The following is an 18,436-nucleotide window of genomic DNA, read 5'->3' on the forward strand; positions in this document are numbered from 1 at the left end:
ACCGGTGACGAACCTATAGTGTCAGATGACAGGACAGCCGACTCGTCCGGCTGACAGAAGTGCCGACTCGTCGGCACGGCCGCGGAGCACCGCAGAGGCGCCACCGTCGAAAGGAATCACCATGGAACTCGAGATCTCAGGAGAGACCTTCACCTTCGCCGAGGATGCGGCGAACAAGCGCTTCACCGTCTCCCACGACGGCAAGGTCATCGGACTCGTCGACTACATCGACCGCGAGCCGAGCGCCGACGACACCGCCGACTCCCCCGTCCGCACCTTCACCCACACCGAGGTCTCGCCGGATTACGGCGGACGTGGGCTCGCCGGTCACCTCGTGCGCTTCGCGCTCGAGACCAGTATCGAGGCGGGGCTGAAGTTCCGCACGACCTGCTCCTATGTCATGAGCTTCCTGCAGAAGAACACGGAATTCGACGAGTACGCCGCCTGACCTCTGCCGCACGCGGACTCAGGCTTTCCCGAGTCCGCCTGCGCAGCGGCGACCTGTTTCGACAGCGGACAGCCGCGGCGCCGGGATGCCCCGGTCCCCGGTTGTCCGGTGCCAGCAGGCGAACGTCGATCTCGGGCAACGAAATTCGCAGAGCACGATTCCGAGCACGCCACTAGACTGGTCACGGCTGCGCTCCGAGGTCCGAAGACGTCCACGAGGCGGCCGTTCCTGACCGACAACCGAGGAGAAGCAGCCATGGACATCACGCCGATCATCGACAAACTCAACACCGGACTGTTCATCGATGGCCAATGGCGCGAGGCCGAAGGCGGCAAGACCATCGACGTGCACAACCCCGCCACCGGTGACGTCATCACCACCGTGGCCGACGGTTCCGCCGCCGATGCCGAGGCCGCCATCAAGGCCGCCGGCGACGCGCAGGCGGATTGGGCCGCCACCGCACCCCGCGAACGCGCCGAGATCCTGCGTCGCGCCTTCGAACTGCTCATCGAACGCTCCGACGACATCGCCGCCGTGATGACCGCAGAGATGGGCAAGCCCTTCGCCGAATCCAAGGGCGAAGTCACCTACGGCGCCGAATTCTTCCGCTGGTTCTCCGAGGAGGCCGTGCGGGTCGGCGGCGACTTCATGCAATCGACCGACGGGAACAATCGCCTCATGATCTCCCGCGAGCCGGTCGGCCCCTGCATCCTCGTCACCCCGTGGAACTTCCCGCTGGCCATGGGCACGCGCAAGATCGGTCCGGCCATCGCCGCCGGCTGCACCATGGTGTTCAAGCCCGCGAAGCTGACCCCGCTGACCTCGCTCATGCTCGTCGACGTCCTCAACGAGGCGGGTCTGCCCGCAGGTGTGCTCAACATCGTCACCTCCGATTCGGCCCGCCGCGTGGTCACCCCGTGGATGGAGTCGGGTATCGCCCGCAAGGTCACCTTCACCGGCTCGACCGAGGTCGGCATCAACCTGCTCAAGCAGGCCGCCGACAATGTCATGAAGACGTCGATGGAACTCGGCGGCAACGCCCCGTTCGTCGTCTGCGAGGACGCCGACCTCGACAAGGCCGTCACCGGTGCCGTGCTGGCGAAGATGCGCAACGGCGGCGAGGCCTGCACCGCGGCCAACCGTCTGTTCGTCCACTCCTCCGTGGCCGAGGAGTTCTCAACCAGACTGGCCGAGAAGCTCGGTTCGATGAAGGTCGGCAACGGCCTCGACGAGGGCACCGAGGTCGGCCCTCTCGTCGATCAGGACTCCTTGGACAAGGTGGCCACCCTCGTCGACGATGCCGTGGCCAAGGGCGCGAAGGTGCTCACGGGCGGCAAGAAGATCGAGGGCAAGGGCTTCTTCTTCGATCCGACCGTCATCACCGATGTGCCCGCCGACTGCGAGATCCGCACCACCGAGATCTTCGGTCCGGTCGCACCGATCGTCACCTTCGACACCGACGACGAGGCGATCGCCCTGGCCAACGAGACCGAGTACGGACTCGCCAGCTACCTGTTCAGCGAGAACCTCGAGCGTGCGCTCGGTCTGGCCGAGAGGCTCGAAGCGGGCATGGTCGGCCTCAACACCGGCCTGGTCTCGAATCCGGCCGCACCCTTCGGCGGCGTGAAGATGTCGGGCCTCGGCCGCGAGGGCGGAAGCGTCGGGATCGAGGAGTTCCTCGAGATCAAGTACGTGGCGACACCGCGTTCATAAGGTACGCCGCCTTCATAAGGTATGTCCGACGGCCCCGGCCCGGTCTCTGCAGAGTCCGGACCGGGGCCGTTCGTCGTCGGCATCCCGCACCGCCAGCGTCGAAACGAGTCGGAGCAGCAGAAGACCGCGGTGGCCCGGGGTGTTCAGGCACTGACGGTGCGTCGCGCCTTCTCAGGCGCGGCGGCGCGCGAGGACGTCGTTGACGGCGCCGAGGTCGGCGGCCTTCGTCGTCCTGATCGCCTTCCGTCCGTGCTCGAGCGGGCCTTCTTCCCGGGCCGAGTCGCTGAGCTCGGGACGGTAGCCGAGCTCGGCGGCGAACTGCGCGGCGATGTCCTCGCGGCTGCGCGCCTCGGTCTCATAGGAGCTCGCATCGGCGGCCGACGCCGAGGGCACCGGATGCTCGGCCTCGGGGGCATCGACGTAGCTGGGAACCGGCAGCGGCGTCGGCGACCAGCCGTCACGTGACTTCAAGCGCTGCATGAACGGGTCGTCGATCTTCGGCGCCGCCGCATCGAGCGCCGCACGGACCTCGCCGTCGGATTCGTCCGCCGCGGTCTCTGCCGCGCCGGACTCGTCGTCGACGAGGTCGGACCCGAGTGAGACCGGAGCCGATCCGGTCTCCGTCGGCTCCTCCTGTGCGGTTTCCATGGACTCGCTCGCCGTTTTCTCCGATACCGGTGCCTGCTCGGCGGGACCCGTCTTCTCGCCGGACCGGTCAGCGGTGTCGCTCACTGACTCGGCGAACGCCTCGGCGGATGTGTCCTCCTCGACGACGGGGATCGGACCGGTGAGCAGCACCTGGCGGGTGGTGTGGCCTTCTGTGGCTTCCTTGCGGATGCGCACGAGCGGGATCTCGCCGGTGTCGGCCTCTTCGCGGGCCTTCTTCGCCTCGCTGCTGCGCTGCATCGCGGCGCGGGCCTGTGCGGCCTTCGTCGATCCGTTCGCCCCATGGGCTGCAGCAGCGATCCGCGCGGCGGTTCCGCTCGACGTCAGCGTCGAGGTCCGGGTGGTGTGCGTGCGTGCTGAGGTCCGGTTCGCGGAGGTCGCGACGCCGCTCTGCTCCTGCACTCCGGCGGTGGGCTTCTGCGCGGAGGCGGATGGCCGCGCAACGGGAGAGGATGGCCGCGCCGCGGGAGCGGGCCGCTGCGTGACAGGCGCGGCCGGTTCCGCCGCGGGAGCGGTCTGCGGTTTCGCTTGGGACTTCGGCGACGACGTCCGCTCGAGCCCGCGCAGACGCTTCCTGATCTCGCGCCTGCGCAGGTTGAGGGTGCGCACGATGAGGAGGGAGACGACACCGAGCCCGAGGAAGACTCCGGCCAGAGCGATGTGGACGACCGAGAACAGTGCGAGCACGCTCGTGACGAGAATGCCGAGCACCGAGGCCAGGAATACCAGGGCGAATCCCCGGACCATCGTGGCCAGCGATTTCAGGGAGTCCCGCAGGGACGTTGCTTGCTCAGTCATCGCATGTTCCTCATCGGCTCCGATGCTCGGATTGGAAATCTGTGGATCGTCTGCTCGCCTCGGCCGAGCACCCTCGCCGAGGCGACCGCCCCGGTCTGTGCGAGGCTCTCCGGTGTGTGGGGACCCACCTCGTGCGGCGGGGCGGATCGTTGCTTGCGGATCACCGCCGCCGGCGCGGCGCGCATGCGCAGAGTCCATCTGGGTAGGCCCGCTCTGCCTGCCCGGCTGCCCGGTCGAGCGGCTGCTGTCGTTGAATACGGCGTGGACGGCGGGGTGGAGCATCCGGACGTTGCCGCCCGAGTCCCGACCACCGACGAGGCCGTGCCCGGTCACTGCGTGGTCGGCGGCCGCGTGGTCGGACACGAAGGCCGCGTGGGTCTCTCCGACCGCCACGGGCATGCTGTCGAGCTGGGAGCAGGGCTCAACCTCGGCGACAGTGCTGGTCGTGTCAGCGCTGCCGTCGATGACAGCGAATTCGGGGGTCACGGCCGAGAGCCTCAGGGCCGGTGCTTCGGCGGCCGGGGAATGTTCCGGGGTCGGAACCGACGGAGCTTTCCGGGGCTTGTCGTGGAAGACCTGAGTGCGCTCCGAATGGTCGTGTCCGGGGTTCTGCGCCTCGGCGGCGACGACGGCCGCGTTGTCGGGGACCGAGTCGATTTCGGCGCGCGAGAGTTCCGTCGCGGACTTCCGAATCATTGCGGGCACAGCAACGGCGAAGACCACGACGATGGCGATGACGACGATGATGCTGGTGTCCACACTGCCACCCTAAGTTGCGCGCCTCGACGAAGACGTGAAGGCGCAAGGTGTGTCGGTCGAACCGGCTCGAAGTTCACGCAATTCCCAGGTGCATGTCGGACGTTGCCGCGGGACCCGCGTCCGGTTCTGCGGCAAGCGTCTCACCAGGGGCCGAGTCAGCGAACCGCTTCCCCGGCCTGCCCGTGCCGGTAGGCGGCGAGCAGACCGTGCGGGACCTCTTCGGCGAGCACGGCGAAGGTGCGGTGGTCGCACCACTGGCCGTCGATGTGCATGTACCTGACCCGCAGCCCTTCATCGCGCAGGCCGAGCTTGTCGACCACGCGCAGGCTGGCGGTGTTCTCCGGGCGGATGTTGATCTCGATGCGGTGGAGTCCGAGCGTGAAGAAGCAGTGGTCGACGGCCATCGCCACAGCGATGGGAGTGATGCCGCGACCTGCCACACGCGAATCGATCCAATAGCCGATCTGACCGGACAGGATCGACCCCCAGCTCAGACCCGAGACGGTGATCTGGCCGCGGAAGGTGCCGTCGACTTCGATGGCGAAGGGCACGCTCTGCCCGCGTTTGGCCTGCCTGTCCTGCATCCGCACCATGCTGCGGAAGCCCGGCAGCTCCTGACCGGGGGCGGGCAGCGTCGCGTCCCACGGGCGCAGCCAGTCACGGTTGAAGCGGCGGACCTCCCGCCACTGCGGTTCGTCACGACGTCGCAGGGGCCGCAGCACGATATCGGACTGCCGATCGGTCAGGATGACGGGCCACACACGGCTGCCCTCGCTCTCAGGTTCCACGGTCGATGTCTCGCTCGGCCCCGCTGTCTCGGTCGTCCCGGAGGTCTCGGTCAGTCGAGTGTGGGCACGAAGTCCTTGAGCCACTTCTTGAGGTCCTCGCCGAGGTCCTCACGGGCGCAGGCGATCTGCATGACGGCCTTGAGGTAGTCGAGCTTGTCGCCGGTGTCGTAGCGGGCGCCCTTGAACACGACGCCGAAGACGCCGTGCCCGTCCGCCCTGCCGGCGAGCTCCTGCAGGGCGTCGGTGAGCTGGATTTCGTTGCCGCGTCCGGGACCGGTGGTCTCGAGGACATCGAAGATCTCCGGAGACAGCACGTAGCGGCCGATGATCGCGAGGTTCGACGGAGCCTCCTCCTGGGCGGGCTTTTCGACCAGACCGGTGATCTTGACGACCTCGTCGTCCTCAGTCATCTCGACGGCGGCGCAGCCGTAGAGGTGGATCGCTTCGGGCGGAACCTCCATGAGGGCGACGACGCTGCCGCCGGTCTGCTCCGCGACCTCGATCATCTTCGGCAGGATCGGGCTGCGCTCGTCGATGAGGTCATCGCCGAGGAGCACGGCGAAGGGTTCGTCGCCGACGTGCTGTCGGCCTTTGAGCACGGCGTGCCCGAGACCTTTGGGATCTCCCTGCCGCACATAGTGGATATCGGCGAGCTCCGAGGGGTGGCGGACGGCGGCGAGCTTCTCATCGTCGCCCTTCTTCGCCAGGGCGGCCTCGAGGCCGTCGACGCGGTCGAAGTGGTCTTCGAGCGGCCGCTTGTTCCGGCCCGTGATCATGAGGATGTCCTCGAGTCCCGCGTCGACGGCCTCCTCGACGACGTACTGGATCGCCGGCTTGTCGACGACGGGGAGCATCTCCTTGGGGGTCGCCTTGGTCGCGGGGAGGAACCGAGTTCCGAGACCGGCGACGGGGATCACGGCCTTGCGAACGGTGCGCTGCGCTTCATCACTCATGAAGTCATCTTAACTAATCGGCTGCCGACGGATACTCTGAATGTCGTGGAACCACGATCTTCGAAGGCGCAGCTGCGGTCCCGCATCCGCTCCGCACGCGCCAGCCGCCGCCGCGCTCCTGTGGGAGTCGCCGCATCCGCATGGGACGTCATTCGGGCGAAACCGGTGCGATCTCTGCTCGGGTATGCGGCTCTTCCCGGGGAGCCGAACCTCGATCCTGCCCTCGACCGTTTCCTCGCGACCGGAGGAATCGTCTATCTGCCAGTGGTCACGAAGGTCGGCGCGCCTCTGCTCTTCGGTCGGGTAACGGGGTCGATGGCGAGTCTGGAGTCGCAGGGCAGGTGGGGCATCCGGGAGCCCCAGGACAGTGGAGGTCTGCTCACACCCGCACAGCTGCTCTCTTCAGAGGTCGGTCTCGACCTCGTCTTCGTCCCGGCCCTCGGCTTCGGCACCGACGGTGCGCGTCTGGGCAACGGCGGCGGCTTCTACGATCGGACCTTCGGCCCGCTCGGAGCGGCACCGCTGGCGAAGGGACCCCGTGTGCTCGGCGTCTGCTTCCCCGAGGAGCTCGAGCTGCCCGGCCTGGTCGCCGAGGACTGGGACCTGCGCATCCCGGCGGCCGTCACTGAACTCGGCCTCCACACATTCGACGACAGCTGACTCGTCTTCGGCCGCCCTGGCACCCCACGTGATCCCCTCCCCCGCCTCCGGCGCAGTCCTCGGGAATCAGAGTCCACTCGAGCGTGTTGATATGTGGATAACCCTGTGCATATCCGGGACCGATGCGCATGCGACGGCTCGACGTGCACTATAATCTTGACGTCGAAGAAAGGTCTCGAATGCCCGTCTACTCCTACGCCTGCAAAAGCTGTGGTCATGCCTTTGATATTCATCAGGACTTCAGCGACGATTCACTCACCATCTGCCCCGAATGCCAGGGTCGCCTGAAGAAGGTCTTCGGCACAGTGGGCATCAGCTTCAAGGGCTCGGGCTTCTACGCCACCGACTCACGCTCGTCCAATGCGAACACGGTCAGCTCGTCGAATTCCGGCTCCTCGTCAGCGAAGGACTCGACGAGTTCGACCTCGGAATCGAGCTCAGCGTCTTCGAGCTCCTCGGGATCTTCAGCGGCGAGCACTCCGGCAGCGAGCTGAGCTCGCTCGCCACTTGAACGTCGCTCGCCTGTGGACGGCTCTTGTCCGTCCACAGGCTGAGTTCGTGTTCTTGCCCATGCGGCACGACCGTCTCAGGCTCGTTGCATGGGCATCCTCCAGCGCGTCCGACGCACATCCTCGAATTGGGTGCGGACCTCTCGCATCCGACCGCAGCGCATAATCGCAGCGCTCTGTCTCGCCTGCGCCTGCGCACTGGTCGTCTGGGCGCTCACCCCGAACGAAGCGGGTACTGCGATCGTCGTCGCGAAAACGGACCTGGCGCCCGGCTCCGAGCTGGACGCCGGTGACCTCGCTCTCACGGACTTCCCACCCGATCTCGTCCCCGACAAGGCGTTCTCCTCCATCGCCGAGGTGGAGGGTCGGCACATCTCGGCCGGCCTGTCGGAAGGCTCTCCCCTGACCGAGTCGATCGTGCTCGACCAGCAGGCCCTGCCGGAGGGCAGCCGGGATCTGCTCATGCCGATACGCCTTGCCGATGACGCCTCTGCCGCGCTCCTGCAGCCGGGGCAGAGGATTCGCCTGTTCTCCTCACTGCCCGACGGAGGTTCGGAAGTCGTCGTCGAAAAGGTGACGATCGCCCGCCTCGTCGACAAGCCGGAGGGAATAGCCGCAGAATCAGGTCAACTTGTATCTGTGATCCTCTCTGCCGAGGATGCAGGTCGCGTCGCGGAATTCGCCGGCCTGCCGATCAGCTTCGCTATTCTGCCCCGCTGAGCCCCGCGATCGGCGCCCGGATCTGGGTCTGGTGGCCCCCCGGATGCATGGTTTTCATCAGCGCAGACTCCGCACGTCCGACCCAAAGCCTTTCCCATTCAGGCTGAATGAGCCGACAGAAGCGTGTTGAGACTCGCAGAGAAAATCTGCTGACTGCGTGTTAGTCCTGTGTACCATTGGAACGTAATTGAGCAATTCTCAATAGCATTTCAGTGAAGAATCACACCGAAAGGGTTTCTCTAATGCTTAAGGGTTTCAGGGACTTCATTCTCCAGGGGAATGTCGTCGAACTCGCAACGGCGGTCATCATCGGCGGCGCTTTCACCGCCATCGTCACCGCATTCTCTGACAAGATCATCAACCCGCTCATCGCCGCCGTCGGCGGCGCCGAGGGTCCGGCTCTGACCATCCCGCTCAAGGAAGGCGTGCCAGAGGCAACTCTTGATATCGGTGCGGTCGTCACCGCGGCCATCAACTTCCTCATCGTCGCCGCCATCGTGTACTTCATCATCATCGTCCCGATGAACAAGCTCAACGAGCTGCGCAAGCGCGGAGCTCCCGAGGAAGAGGTTCCTCCGACCACCGAGGATCTGCTCGGCGACATCCGCGAGATCCTGCGCAACCAGACCGCCACCGCCGGCGGACCGGCCGAAGGTCCCGCCAGCGAAGCCGGTCCGGTCGACCCGAACCAGCCGCCGCGTCACTGAAACCGTCTGCCGAGCGGGTGAGCGAAGCTCACCACCCGGCGCATCGAATGACGAAGGGTCCGTTTCCCGCCAGTGGGAGACGGACCCTTCTCATGTCCTGTGGCATGTGCGTCTATCTAGGAACGGCATGTGCATCTGCCTAGGAACGGAAAAGCGTCTGCCTAAGAACGGCAAAAGCGTCTGCCTATGACCAGTGCGGCGGCTTCTGTGACCGGTAGTAGTCCTCGCTGAAGCCCCCGCCGCCCGTTTCGGCCTCGTTGCGCAGCGTCGCGCGATAGCGTCGCTTGGCCGCCTCGAGACGAGCCAGGCGCCGCTGCTCGGCCTCGGCGTCTGATCCCGATTCGTCCGCGGGGTCCGACTCCGTCGAGTGAACGTCGGCGTCGGACCGCTCCGGCCCGTTGGACTCCTCAGGCTCGACGGCCGGCTCCGCTTCGTTCAGCTTCGCAGCCTCGTCGGGCCTCTCAGGCATCGTCGTTCTTCGGCCCGGCCCCTGAGCGGGCGTTCGCCTCAGACTCAGCGGAAGCACCGGACTCGTCATCGGTGCCCGACTCAGCACTGACCCCGGACTCAGCACCAGGCCCCGACTCAGCGGGAACACCCCCTGCATCCGCTGCACCGGCCGCGGCCTCGTCGGCGGTGTCATCGGACGCGGCCTCCGCCTCGGCGACCTGCTCATTGCTCGCGGTCTCGACGAGACCGGCGGACCGGAGCTCATCGGCGCGGATCTTGCCGGTGTCGAAGGTCGGGAGGATCTCGTCCTCCACGGGGCCGGTGGAACCGGACCTCGGGATGAACACCTCGGAGCCGGTGACTTTCTTCGCCTGGGCATGACGCTCACGATAGCGGTCGACGGCGGCCTGCAGCTGGGAATCGCCGCGGCTGGAGCTGCCCTTCTGAGCCAGAGCCGTGCGGAGGAGATCCTTGATCTCCCCGTCCCCACGGACGACTGCATCGGACTGGATCCAGTCGATCATCTCATCAAGACCCTCGGCGGAGTACTTGTGCATCGGCAGTCCGGGGACGAGCTTCGGTCGGCTGCCCGTACGCCCCACGACCACGGAGGCGGCCCGGGCGGCATTGAGCACGGCCTGCGGACTCATCGTCTCCACGGTCGCGCGCCACGCCTCGAAGATCTTCTCGGCCTCGGTCTGCGGGTCGACGAAAGCGTCGGTCGACCATACGCGCATGAACTTCCATCCGCGACGGGCCAGCTGCTCGGGCAGCACCCGGTCGCGTTGGCGCAGGCTGCGCATCGAGGCGTATTCGGGGCCGTCACCGGCAACGGCGATGATCATGCCGTGCTCGTCCTCGGCCGAGTTCGCCACAGCCAGATCGATGCCGTTGTAGTGTTCGTGGGCGACCACGCCGAGCTGGAGCAGACGGTCGGCGATGTCGTTGAACAGCGGATCGTAGACCTCGCCGTGGGGGCCGGGCTGGCTGACGCCGCCGGTGGCCATCTCATCCAACAGGCGCGGCAGCATCACCGCTCCCCCGCTGAGCTTGTTCCGGTCGAAATCCTCGGCCTCGATGCTCGAGACCAGGGTCAGCCGTTTCCGAGCCCGCGTCATCGTGGCCGCGAGGATGCGTCGTCCATCGGGTCCGGAGAGCGGGCCCAGGTCGTGGATGACGCGGCCGTGCACGGTCCGTCCGAATCCGAGGGTGAAGATCACGGCGTCTCTGGACATGCCCTGGACGCGTTCGGCGTCGGTGACGACGAAGGGCTCCTTCGACGAATCGCTGAAGAACGCCGCCACATAGGGCAGGTCCTTCATCGCCCGTGAGATCGCGGTGGCCACGCGCTGGGCATGGTGCGGGGTGAGGGCGACGACGGCCAAGGACTCCCTGGACCGGTTCCGAGCGTGCTTGAGCACGAGCTCGACGACGCGTTTGACCTCGGCGTCGGGGCTTTCGACCCGACCGGTGCCGATATCCGTGGGGCCTCGACCATCGGCCACATAGGAGAATTCGAGACCGCTGCCTTCACCCGTGTGCGCCGTCGGCAGCGTCGAGATCGTCGAATCGTAGAAGTGCCGGTTGGCCAGATCGATCAGCCCCACCGGAGACAGGCGGTAGGAGTTCGACAGCCGCATCCGCGGCAGGAACTCGCCGAGGCGGTCCTGCACGGAGCGCGGGTGGTTCCCATCGTCCATCCCGAAGCGATCGACGGCGATCGAGAACGGGCGCGGGCCCAGCAGTCGGGAGTCGCCGAGCGATATGACCTGACGGGCGCGGGTGATGCCGGGAACGACGTCGGCGACCGAGAGTCGGCCGGCATCGGCGATGACGACGGCGTCGAAGAGCGGAAGGGCGGAGAACAGTTCGGGGACCGTGTACGGGCTGCCCATCCACACCGGGGCCAGAGTCGTGAGCAGTTCGGGCGCCTGGGTGGAGATCCTCTTCACCGAGGTGTGCTTCGACAGCAGCTCCTGCTTGACGACGCCGGCGGCGATCGGATCGGCGTCGATGCCGCGCTTCCACGACTGAGCGTGGTTGAATCGCAGGCGTGAGGCTCCGGCGGCGACGAAGGCGCGATCGTTCTCACGGAAGCCCTCGGCCACCTCGTGCAGGGCGGCGCCGTCGTGCCGGCCGATCGCCGGATCCTCGCCGGCCATGGTCTGCAGGACGGAGGCCCAGTAGGCGAGGTCGAATTCGGGGCCGACCAGTGCGTCGTCGACTTTGCGGCGTCGCAGATCGGCCATGAGGTCGGTGAGGCCCTCGGCGTCGAGTTCCCGCTGCAGGCGGGAGCGTTCGGGCAGTTCGGCGAGGTTCTCCGAGTCTCGGCCCATCGCCTCGGTGCGGGCCTGCAGCTCCTCGATGAGCATCGAACCGAGGTCGCCGCCGTCCGGGGTGGTCTCGAGGATCGGCGCGAGCTTGGCCATATCGGCTTCGACGCTCTGGAGGATCTCGTCGGCTTCGAGCACGCCGCGCGGGATCTGCGGGCGACCGTCGTGGCCGGCGAGATCGCTGAGGATCACGCGCTGGGCGCGGACGTCGATGAGGGCCGAGTGGAGGTCGGCGACCTCGGCGCCGGGCCGGAGGAACTCCTGGGCGGACTTCTTCAGGCGTCGGCGCTGCATCATGCCCATCTCGATGCCGACCTCGGCCCGGTACTCGGGCGTGCCTGTGGCGGCGATGAGGTCGTCGAGGCGATGGTCGTAGATATCGGGGGCGAAGCTGTCGAGGGTCTTGCGCACTCGCAGCAGCACGCGGATCGCCCGCGCCCAGTCATCGACGTTGCGGCGGGGGTTGAGCTTCGCCTTGGCCAGCACGGGCTCGGTCGCGGATACGAGGTCCGGGATCATCCGGCCGATGCGTTCGGCCACGGTGCGGGCGGATTCGGCCTCGTCGACGGATTTGAGGTCGGCGCCGAACCAGACGGTGTCTTCGACGTCGAGAGTGAAGGCGCCCAGGGAGGCGAGTTCGCCGAGTTTGCCGCGCAGCACGCTCCGCCGGTCTTCGCTGGCGCCGAGGATGTCCTCGTCGAAGCGCACCGGAGTCTGCGGTGAGTTCTCGCCCGAGGTCAGCTCGGCCAGGTGCTGCATCGTCTCGTAGACGGAGACGTCCCAGGGTTCGCGCCTGCGGTGGAGGGAGGAGACGTGGTCGGCCAGAGTGGCCCGCTGCTCGTTGAGATCGGAGAGCAGCTTCGACAGGTCCGGACGTTCGGACTTCTCCGCCGAACCGATGAGTCCGATGAGCTGCTTGCGGATGTTCTCTGCGCCCTCACGGGTGTCAACGGCGAAGTCGCTCAGTCCCACCTCGCCGAGGCGGGACGAGAAATCGTCGAGCGCATCGGAGGTCTGGGCCAGGAACAGCACGCTCTTGCCGGTGTGGGCCAGTGTCGTGGCGACGGCGACGGCGACCTGAGTGGCACCCGTCCCGGGCGGGGTGTCGACGACGACCGACTGTCCGGAGACCGCGGCATCGACGACGGCCTGCTGGTCGCCGTCGACATCGATGACGAGGAACTCCTCCTGGGGCTTCCGATCCGGCAGCGGGGTGACGGGCTCCTTGAGCGCGGCCGGGACGACGTCCTCGTCCTCGACCTCCGTGCCCGCATCGGATTCGGATGCCGTCTCGGCCGTCGCGTCGGCGTCAGCATCCGCGTCGGGTTCGGCTGCGGTCTCGGCCGTCGTGTGAGTCTCGGCTGCCGTGTCGGTGTCGGCTGCGGCAGCCGACGCCTCGTCATCGGATCGAGTCTCGGTCGCGGCGGCGGCCGCCGGCGCGGCTGGATCGGACTCGCCTTCCGAAGCGGGCAGGGGCTCGTCGGTGATCGGCACGGTCGGCTGACCGTACTCCTCTTCCTCGTCGGCCGAGGCGGCAGCGGAGTCGTCCGCGGGCGACTGGCCCGCCTCCTCGGCGCCGGACTCGGGTGCCTTCGCACCTGCCGACGCGCTTTCGGCCTCGGTCGTCGCCGCCGATCCGGTCTCCTCGGCAGGGGCAGCCGTCGCGTGCGGCACGTACGAGGGGCCGCCGAGCGCGGCCCGCACCTCTTCGTCACCGGCCAACGCCCGCAGGACGGGGTGCTGGGTCGGCAGGTGGTCGGTCGAGAAGGGGCTCGCGATGTTCGCGAACGTCGAGATGATCAGGCGGTGGTTGATCCGCAGACCGGGAACCGACTGCGCCAGATCGCGGAGCCGGTCGAGAGCAGGACCCGGGTCGAAGCCGTGCGGTCCCCCGGTGGCGTCGACCCATTCGGCGACGGGAATGTCGAGGTCGTACTCCTCCGCGAGGTGCTGGACCAGAGCCGGATTGATCGTGATCTCGTTGCCCAGCACGATCTCGAAGTCCTCGACCCGCGAACCACGGGGAACCAGCGTGATGTGGCGCATGACCACGGGAGCGTTGAACTTGAACTTGGCGTCCTTCTCCGTCCACGAGGCGAAGCCGATCGCCAGATGAGCCGTGCGGATTCCCCGCTCGTTGTGGAGCTGCTCGGCCTTCGAGCGGATGGACTTCGCACGACGGCGGGCATCGGCGAGGATGTCGTGATCGCGGATCAGGCTCGACAGACGTGTCGCACGGCCGGCCAGCAGCTGTGCCAGCCCGGAGGGATGTGCGCCGGATAGGTCGATGCTGCCGTCACGCGAGTCCCGGAAATGAAGCATGGTGTCGCGACCGCCCAGATGGGCGGCCTGCTTCTTCCACTCGGCGAAGACATCTCCGAGTTCTGGGAACTGTTCGTCTGCAACGGAATCCGACACAATTCGACCCTAACGAGAAACTGTTCACAATAGGTGCTGGCACACCGTGGAACACTGAGGTTTCTTCTACGCTACACTGGGTGATCGTGGTTGACGACGACCATCACGCCCCCGTAGCTCAGGGGATAGAGCACCGCTCTCCTAAAGCGGGTGTCGGCAGTTCGAATCTGCCCGGGGGCGCCAGACCGATCACTCGACTTCGATCTCACCCACCGAGGCGGCCGATCCTTTCCGATCGACCGCCTCGGTGTTTTCGTCGCGGTCCCGCTTCCGGCGCGCTCGAGGCCGGTCGGCTGGGACCTGAGCTGCCTAGAGACCCGGCTCGGGAGGGGCCTCGTGCTGTCTGCGTCTGCCCTGGTCGCGGGCCACGCGCACGACCATCGTCGGGCACTGCGAATAAGGCAGAACCGACTGCGAGGTCGATCCGAGCAGCAGGCCGGCGAATCCGCCGCGACCGCGTGAGCCGATGACGAGGACCTCGGCCGTATCCGATGCCCGCACGAGCACCTCAGCAGGCTGACCGTCGAAGAGCGTCCAGGTGACATCGAGGTCCGGGAACTCCTCGGCCAAACGCTGCTTGGCCACGACGAGCTTGTCCGCGCCTTCGTTGACGAGCCGTTCGAGATCGGCGGTGCTGGGCAGCCATTCGGGACCGATCACCGTCGTCGTGATCACCGCGACGATGTGCAGTGCGGATCCCCGGCGGACCGCCAGTCGGGCGGCCTTCCACAGAGCCGGGGAATCGGCGCCGAGGGAGTCGACGCCGACGACGACTTTCCCGTCGAAGCGCAGTCCTTCGATCGCCTCGGCGTTGGGATCGTATTCCTCGATCTCTCGACCGTCCTGTCGGATCGGCCGGGACGACGTCGGGTGCGCGTGCCGTTCCCCGGTCTCCTGCCACGAGGTGGGCACCACCACGGTGGGGCAGGCCGAGTGGGCGGGCAGGGCGCTGGAGACCGTGCCGAGCAGCCGTCCGGCGAATCCGCCGCGACCGCGCGAGCCGACCACGGTGAGACAGCCGGTCTTCGATTCGTCGATGAGCACGCCTGCGGCGTCGCCGATCTCGATGACGGCTTCGACAGGCACTCCTGCGGATTTGACCTCCGCGGCGGCCTCCTTGAGCGTGTTCGTCACGGCCGCGCGGATCGAACTGTCGTCGATGGGCACATACGACACGTCGATCGCGGCTGCGGCCACGCTGGGGATCGTGTAGGCCCCGACGAGGCGGATCGGCTTGTCCAAGGAGCGTGCTTCCTGAATCGCCCAGGACAGGGCATTGCGGCTCGGTGGGGAGCCGTCGATTCCGACGATGACGGCCTCGGGTTCGCCGGCCGGCGCGCTGTCCGGGTTCTGGGTGCGGTCCTGCTCACTCATCGCAAGCTCCTTGTGTCGAGGCGGACTTCTCTTGCCCCCACCCTAAAACACAATCGCAGAGAGAACTTGCCCTATGTCACATCGTTATCCGAATCCGGTCAGAGTACGGACGGCACCAGCGTTCATCTGCGACGATGCTTGGACCACGGAGCGACACGAGGGCTCACACGTCGCGAGCCCTCACGCGGCACGAGAGTTCACACGACGCGAGCCTCCGTGCCGCGCGAGCCTTCACGCGGCGCGAGAGAGCTCGAGGAACGGCCGCCACTTCTCGACCGGCTTCTCGATGCCGCGCATCCACAGCTGACCGAGCCGGGGCTCCTGCGGGCGGAAGCCGAGCGTCCAGCCGATCTCGCCCAGGGTGCGATTGCCCTTGCGGTTGTTGCACTCCCGGCAGCAGGCGACGAGGTTCTCCCAGCTGTTGACTCCCCCGCGCGAGCGCGGCAGCACATGGTCGACCGTCGAGGCCGCCTTGCCGCAATAGGCGCAACGGTGGCCGTCTCGGCGCAGGACGCCTCGGCGCGACAGCGAGACGCGGCGGTTGTTCGGCGGGCGGACGTAGCGGGTGAGCAGGATGACGGAGGGCTGATCGAGACTCACGTGCTCGGATCTCACCGGGATGTCCTCTGCGGCCAGCACTGTCGCCTTGCCGGTCAGCACGAGCACCACGGCCCGTGTGAACGGCACGATCGACAGCGGTTCGTATCCGGCATTCAGCACGAGAGTCTTCATATCTCGCCCCTCATCTTCATCTCTTGCGGGCCGAAACCGGCTGCCCCGGCCCCAGGGAACACAAAAGGCGCCGTGCTCATGGGCACGACGCCTGGAAAGAGGGCCCGGAGACATGTATGTACTCCGCGCCAGAGACTGGAGCGGCTATTCGAACTATTCGACTGTGCCCCATCTGCTTTCCTCACCGTTGTCCGGTTCGGGCCTTTCGGCCCGATCCGCGTTTGGAACTCAACCCTCTCCAGGGTAACGCCGCGAGCGCCTGTGACCCAATTCATAGGGTTCGAGTCACAGAGACTTCGAATTCCGTTCACCCTGCCCGACGGCGAAGCCACGCGGCACCGGCGAAATGAGCACCGCGTCGGCGTCGGATCGCTTCCGGACACACGAAAGCTCCCCGCCCGACTCGAGGACCGTCGAGTCGAACGGGGAGCTGTCGATGCAGAAGATCAGAGAACGCGGATGAAGGTGACGTTGCCCATCCAGCTGTAGCTGCGCTTCGAGGTACCCGAGCTCGGGGAACCGGCGTCGTACATCTGTCCACCGCCGGCGTAGATGCCGACGTGTCCGGGGTGCCAGATGAGGTCGCCCGGCTTGGCCTCCGACTGGGAGACGACCTGTCCGGCGCCCTTCTGAGCACCGGAGGTGCGGGGCAGGTTGACACCGACGTGGCTGTAGACCCACGAGGTGTAACCGGAGCAGTCCCAGCCGCTCTGGCTGGTGCCGCCCATGACGTAGGGGGTTCCGACGCCCTTGGCTGCCCAGGCGAGAACCTGCTCGGCCTTCGAGCCGTCGATCGAACCGGAATCCGAGTCGGAGTCCTTGGAGTCGCTCTTGCCCGAGTCGGACGAACCGCTGTTGGCGGTCTCATCGGCGGTTCCGGCCGACTCATCGGAGTCGGATTCCGGAGTGGAGGTTTCGGCGGGGGCGGGCTTCGGCTCGGGCTTCGGAGCGGCCTCAGCGGTGATGGCCTCGCTCTCGACGCCGAAGGAGTCGTCCTTCTTCTCGGACTTCTTGTCCTTCGAGTCATCGCCGATGGTGACGGTCTGGTTCTTGAACTCGACCTGCGTCTGGGTCTCGGCCTCGGCGGAGACGGCGGCCTTGTCGTCGGCGCCCTGACCGGCGGCGGGCATCACTGCTGCGGTGAGCAGGCCACCGCTGGCAGCAACGACTGCTGCGCGACGTCCGAAGACGCCGGAGTTGGCATTCAGAAGTTCGGTGAGCTCGGTCAGCGGAGTCTTGACCTTGGCATCGACGGCGCGGCGGCCATGCTGCTTAGTTGCCACGTTTTCCCTCTCGTACCTATTGGCCTTCCGGGCCAATCGCCACTGTCGGTCCTTGGTTGCTCGCAGCCAGCGTGGCGTTCGGCTCTCGCTGCGAAGTCGTCTCTGCGTGAACGACCTCCACAACTGTAACCAATCGGTGATCAATTGTCACGTTTCTGTCACAACCACGGGAGGGAAACCGTGATGTTTTCCATAAAGCTCCAGGTCAGAGGCCTGAAACTCGTCGAAAATTTCGTAACATTCGACCGTTATACGACGTGACCCAGGGGGTGCGGAGGCACTCCCTGGGTCACGGATCACACTGGTTTGTAACGAATCGAGACTCTCGGGTCCGCCTCTTCGTTACCGAAGGCCGACCCTGTCGCGGTCACCGCAGACCGCTCATGCGCTCACTTGCGGTAGGCGAAGACGTGCGAGGCCGTCTCCAGCGGCAGGTCGAGCACGTCCTGCGCCCCCGGAACCTGCACGGTGATGTATTCGCCGTTGCGGGAGATCTCGACCTCGCTCTCGGGCAGGACTCCGGCGACCTGGAACTGCTGGAGCAGGTGGACGTCGACCTGCAGCGGCTCGGCCAGCCAGGCGATCCTCAGGCTCTTCGCACCATCGCGACCGACAGCAGTCGCAAGATCGACCACCTCAGTGGTCTCCGATGCGTCCCCGCCGATGACGTCGAGCCCGGGGATCGGGTTGCCGTAGGGGCCGGAGGAGGTCTCGGGCAGGAGCGCGACGAGCTTGCGCTCGACCTGCTCGCTCATCACGTGCTCCCACCGGCAGGCCTCGTCGTGGACGAGTTCCCATTCCAGCCCGACGACGTCGGCGAGCAGCCGTTCGGCCAGCCGATGCTTGCGCATCACGTCCGTGGCGATCCGGCGGCCCTCGGGAGTGAGCTCGAGGTGACGGTCGTTGCCGACGTGGAGCAGGCCGTCGCGTTCCATCCGGGCCACGGTCTGGGACACGGTGGGCCCGGAGTGATCCAGACGTTCGGCGATCCGAGCACGCAATGGCACGATCGACTGTTCCTCGAGCTCGATGATCGATTTGAGGTACATCTCGGTTGTATCAATCAGGTCGTTCACTTCTGACCAGCCACTCCACTCTTCGTCTCCTGGTCACTGCGGACCATTC

General features: G+C 66.7%; 15 protein-coding genes, 1 tRNA gene and 1 pseudogene. 7 read left to right on the forward strand and 10 right to left on the reverse strand.

The window, feature by feature from the left end:
* The first annotated feature begins 121 nt into the window (after window positions 1-121).
* Complete coding sequence (locus IIE29_RS03595; RefSeq protein ID WP_209323813.1) at window positions 122-448, forward strand: GNAT family N-acetyltransferase; 327 nt, start codon at window positions 122-124, stop codon at window positions 446-448.
* 255 nt (window positions 449-703) lie between these two features.
* Window positions 704-2,161 (forward strand): NAD-dependent succinate-semialdehyde dehydrogenase, encoded by a 1,458-nt coding sequence (locus tag IIE29_RS03600; protein ID WP_209323814.1) that lies wholly within the window; start codon window positions 704-706, stop codon window positions 2,159-2,161.
* Window positions 2,162-2,332: 171 nt separating this feature from the next.
* Here the strand turns inward: IIE29_RS03600 and IIE29_RS03605 are convergent, their stop codons facing one another.
* The 3 genes from IIE29_RS03605 to galU form a co-directional block, all read right to left on the reverse strand.
* The gene (locus tag IIE29_RS03605; protein ID WP_209323815.1) at window positions 2,333-4,384 is read right to left on the reverse strand and encodes a hypothetical protein; all 2,052 of its coding nucleotides are present in this window, start codon (window positions 4,382-4,384) and stop codon (window positions 2,333-2,335) included.
* A 155-nt stretch (window positions 4,385-4,539) separates the two neighbouring features.
* Window positions 4,540-5,172: a GNAT family N-acetyltransferase gene (locus IIE29_RS03610; protein ID WP_343071775.1), complete on the reverse strand. Its 633-nt coding sequence runs from the start codon at window positions 5,170-5,172 to the stop codon at window positions 4,540-4,542.
* Window positions 5,173-5,222: 50 nt separating this feature from the next.
* Window positions 5,223-6,125, reverse strand: a complete 903-nt coding sequence (galU, locus tag IIE29_RS03615; RefSeq protein WP_209323816.1) for a UTP--glucose-1-phosphate uridylyltransferase GalU — start codon at window positions 6,123-6,125, stop codon at window positions 5,223-5,225.
* Between the two features lie 45 nt (window positions 6,126-6,170).
* Between galU and IIE29_RS03620 the strand changes: the two genes are divergently transcribed.
* Together IIE29_RS03620 and IIE29_RS17095 are read left to right on the forward strand one after the other, a co-directional pair.
* On the forward strand, window positions 6,171-6,785 hold the full coding sequence (locus tag IIE29_RS03620; RefSeq protein ID WP_343071776.1) for a 5-formyltetrahydrofolate cyclo-ligase: 615 nt from the start codon (window positions 6,171-6,173) through the stop codon (window positions 6,783-6,785).
* 179 nt (window positions 6,786-6,964) lie between these two features.
* Window positions 6,965-7,105, forward strand: a pseudogene (locus IIE29_RS17095) (FmdB family zinc ribbon protein); the annotation flags it as partial.
* A gap of 14 nt (window positions 7,106-7,119) precedes the next feature.
* On the opposite strand, the gene IIE29_RS17100 reads toward IIE29_RS17095, so the two are convergent.
* A complete protein-coding gene (locus IIE29_RS17100) occupies window positions 7,120-7,263 on the reverse strand; it encodes a hypothetical protein (protein ID WP_343071801.1) in 144 nt (47 codons plus the stop codon).
* Between the two features lie 121 nt (window positions 7,264-7,384).
* Here IIE29_RS17100 and IIE29_RS03630 point away from each other — a divergent pair, with 121 nt between their 5' ends.
* Together IIE29_RS03630 and mscL are read left to right on the forward strand one after the other, a co-directional pair.
* Window positions 7,385-8,014 carry an SAF domain-containing protein gene (locus IIE29_RS03630; protein ID WP_209323818.1) on the forward strand — a complete coding sequence of 210 codons (630 nt, stop codon included), beginning with the start codon at window positions 7,385-7,387 and terminating at the stop codon, window positions 8,012-8,014.
* 242 nt (window positions 8,015-8,256) lie between these two features.
* The gene (gene mscL, locus IIE29_RS03635) at window positions 8,257-8,721 is read left to right on the forward strand and encodes a large conductance mechanosensitive channel protein MscL (RefSeq protein ID WP_209323819.1); all 465 of its coding nucleotides are present in this window, start codon (window positions 8,257-8,259) and stop codon (window positions 8,719-8,721) included.
* 184 nt (window positions 8,722-8,905) lie between these two features.
* On the opposite strand, the gene IIE29_RS03640 is transcribed toward mscL, so the two are convergent.
* Window positions 8,906-9,190, reverse strand: a complete 285-nt coding sequence (locus IIE29_RS03640; protein ID WP_209323820.1) for a hypothetical protein — start codon at window positions 9,188-9,190, stop codon at window positions 8,906-8,908.
* Complete coding sequence (locus IIE29_RS03645) at window positions 9,183-13,922, reverse strand: DUF4011 domain-containing protein (RefSeq protein ID WP_343071777.1); 4,740 nt, start codon at window positions 13,920-13,922, stop codon at window positions 9,183-9,185. Before IIE29_RS03645 ends, IIE29_RS03640 begins: the two co-directional genes overlap by 8 nt.
* A 107-nt stretch (window positions 13,923-14,029) precedes the next feature.
* Here IIE29_RS03645 and IIE29_RS03650 point away from each other — a divergent pair.
* A tRNA-Arg gene (locus tag IIE29_RS03650) sits at window positions 14,030-14,105 on the forward strand.
* Between the two features lie 126 nt (window positions 14,106-14,231).
* On the opposite strand, the gene IIE29_RS03655 is transcribed toward IIE29_RS03650, so the two are convergent.
* From IIE29_RS03655 to IIE29_RS03670, 4 genes are all read right to left on the reverse strand, one after another.
* A complete protein-coding gene (locus tag IIE29_RS03655; RefSeq protein WP_209323821.1) occupies window positions 14,232-15,296 on the reverse strand; it encodes a universal stress protein in 1,065 nt (354 codons plus the stop codon).
* A 231-nt stretch (window positions 15,297-15,527) separates the two neighbouring features.
* Window positions 15,528-16,028: an HNH endonuclease gene (locus tag IIE29_RS03660; RefSeq protein WP_209323822.1), complete on the reverse strand. Its 501-nt coding sequence runs from the start codon at window positions 16,026-16,028 to the stop codon at window positions 15,528-15,530.
* A gap of 446 nt (window positions 16,029-16,474) precedes the next feature.
* Complete coding sequence (locus IIE29_RS03665; protein ID WP_209323823.1) at window positions 16,475-17,311, reverse strand: C40 family peptidase; 837 nt, start codon at window positions 17,309-17,311, stop codon at window positions 16,475-16,477.
* A gap of 389 nt (window positions 17,312-17,700) precedes the next feature.
* Window positions 17,701-18,387: an iron-dependent transcriptional repressor DtxR gene (locus IIE29_RS03670; protein ID WP_209323824.1), complete on the reverse strand. Its 687-nt coding sequence runs from the start codon at window positions 18,385-18,387 to the stop codon at window positions 17,701-17,703.
* Window positions 18,388-18,436 lie beyond the last annotated feature (49 nt).

Origin of the sequence: Brevibacterium renqingii (assembly GCF_017808095.1) — a bacterium.
Classification (GTDB): Bacteria; Actinomycetota; Actinomycetes; order Actinomycetales; family Brevibacteriaceae; genus Brevibacterium; species Brevibacterium renqingii.

What these genes read in the sequence shown, in the direction of transcription:
- IIE29_RS03595 (WP_209323813.1), top strand. Translation starts at nt 122, where the DNA reads ATGGAACTCGAGATCTCAGGAGAGACCTTCACCTTCGCCGAGGATGCG.
- IIE29_RS03600 (WP_209323814.1), top strand. Translation starts at nt 704, where the DNA reads ATGGACATCACGCCGATCATCGACAAACTCAACACCGGACTGTTCATC.
- galU (WP_209323816.1), bottom strand. Translation starts at nt 6,125, where the DNA reads ATGAGTGATGAAGCGCAGCGCACCGTTCGCAAGGCCGTGATCCCCGTC.
- IIE29_RS03630 (WP_209323818.1), top strand. Translation starts at nt 7,385, where the DNA reads ATGGGCATCCTCCAGCGCGTCCGACGCACATCCTCGAATTGGGTGCGG.
- mscL (WP_209323819.1), top strand. Translation starts at nt 8,257, where the DNA reads ATGCTTAAGGGTTTCAGGGACTTCATTCTCCAGGGGAATGTCGTCGAA.
- IIE29_RS03640 (WP_209323820.1), bottom strand. Translation starts at nt 9,190, where the DNA reads ATGCCTGAGAGGCCCGACGAGGCTGCGAAGCTGAACGAAGCGGAGCCG.
- IIE29_RS03655 (WP_209323821.1), bottom strand. Translation starts at nt 15,296, where the DNA reads ATGAGTGAGCAGGACCGCACCCAGAACCCGGACAGCGCGCCGGCCGGC.
- IIE29_RS03660 (WP_209323822.1), bottom strand. Translation starts at nt 16,028, where the DNA reads ATGAAGACTCTCGTGCTGAATGCCGGATACGAACCGCTGTCGATCGTG.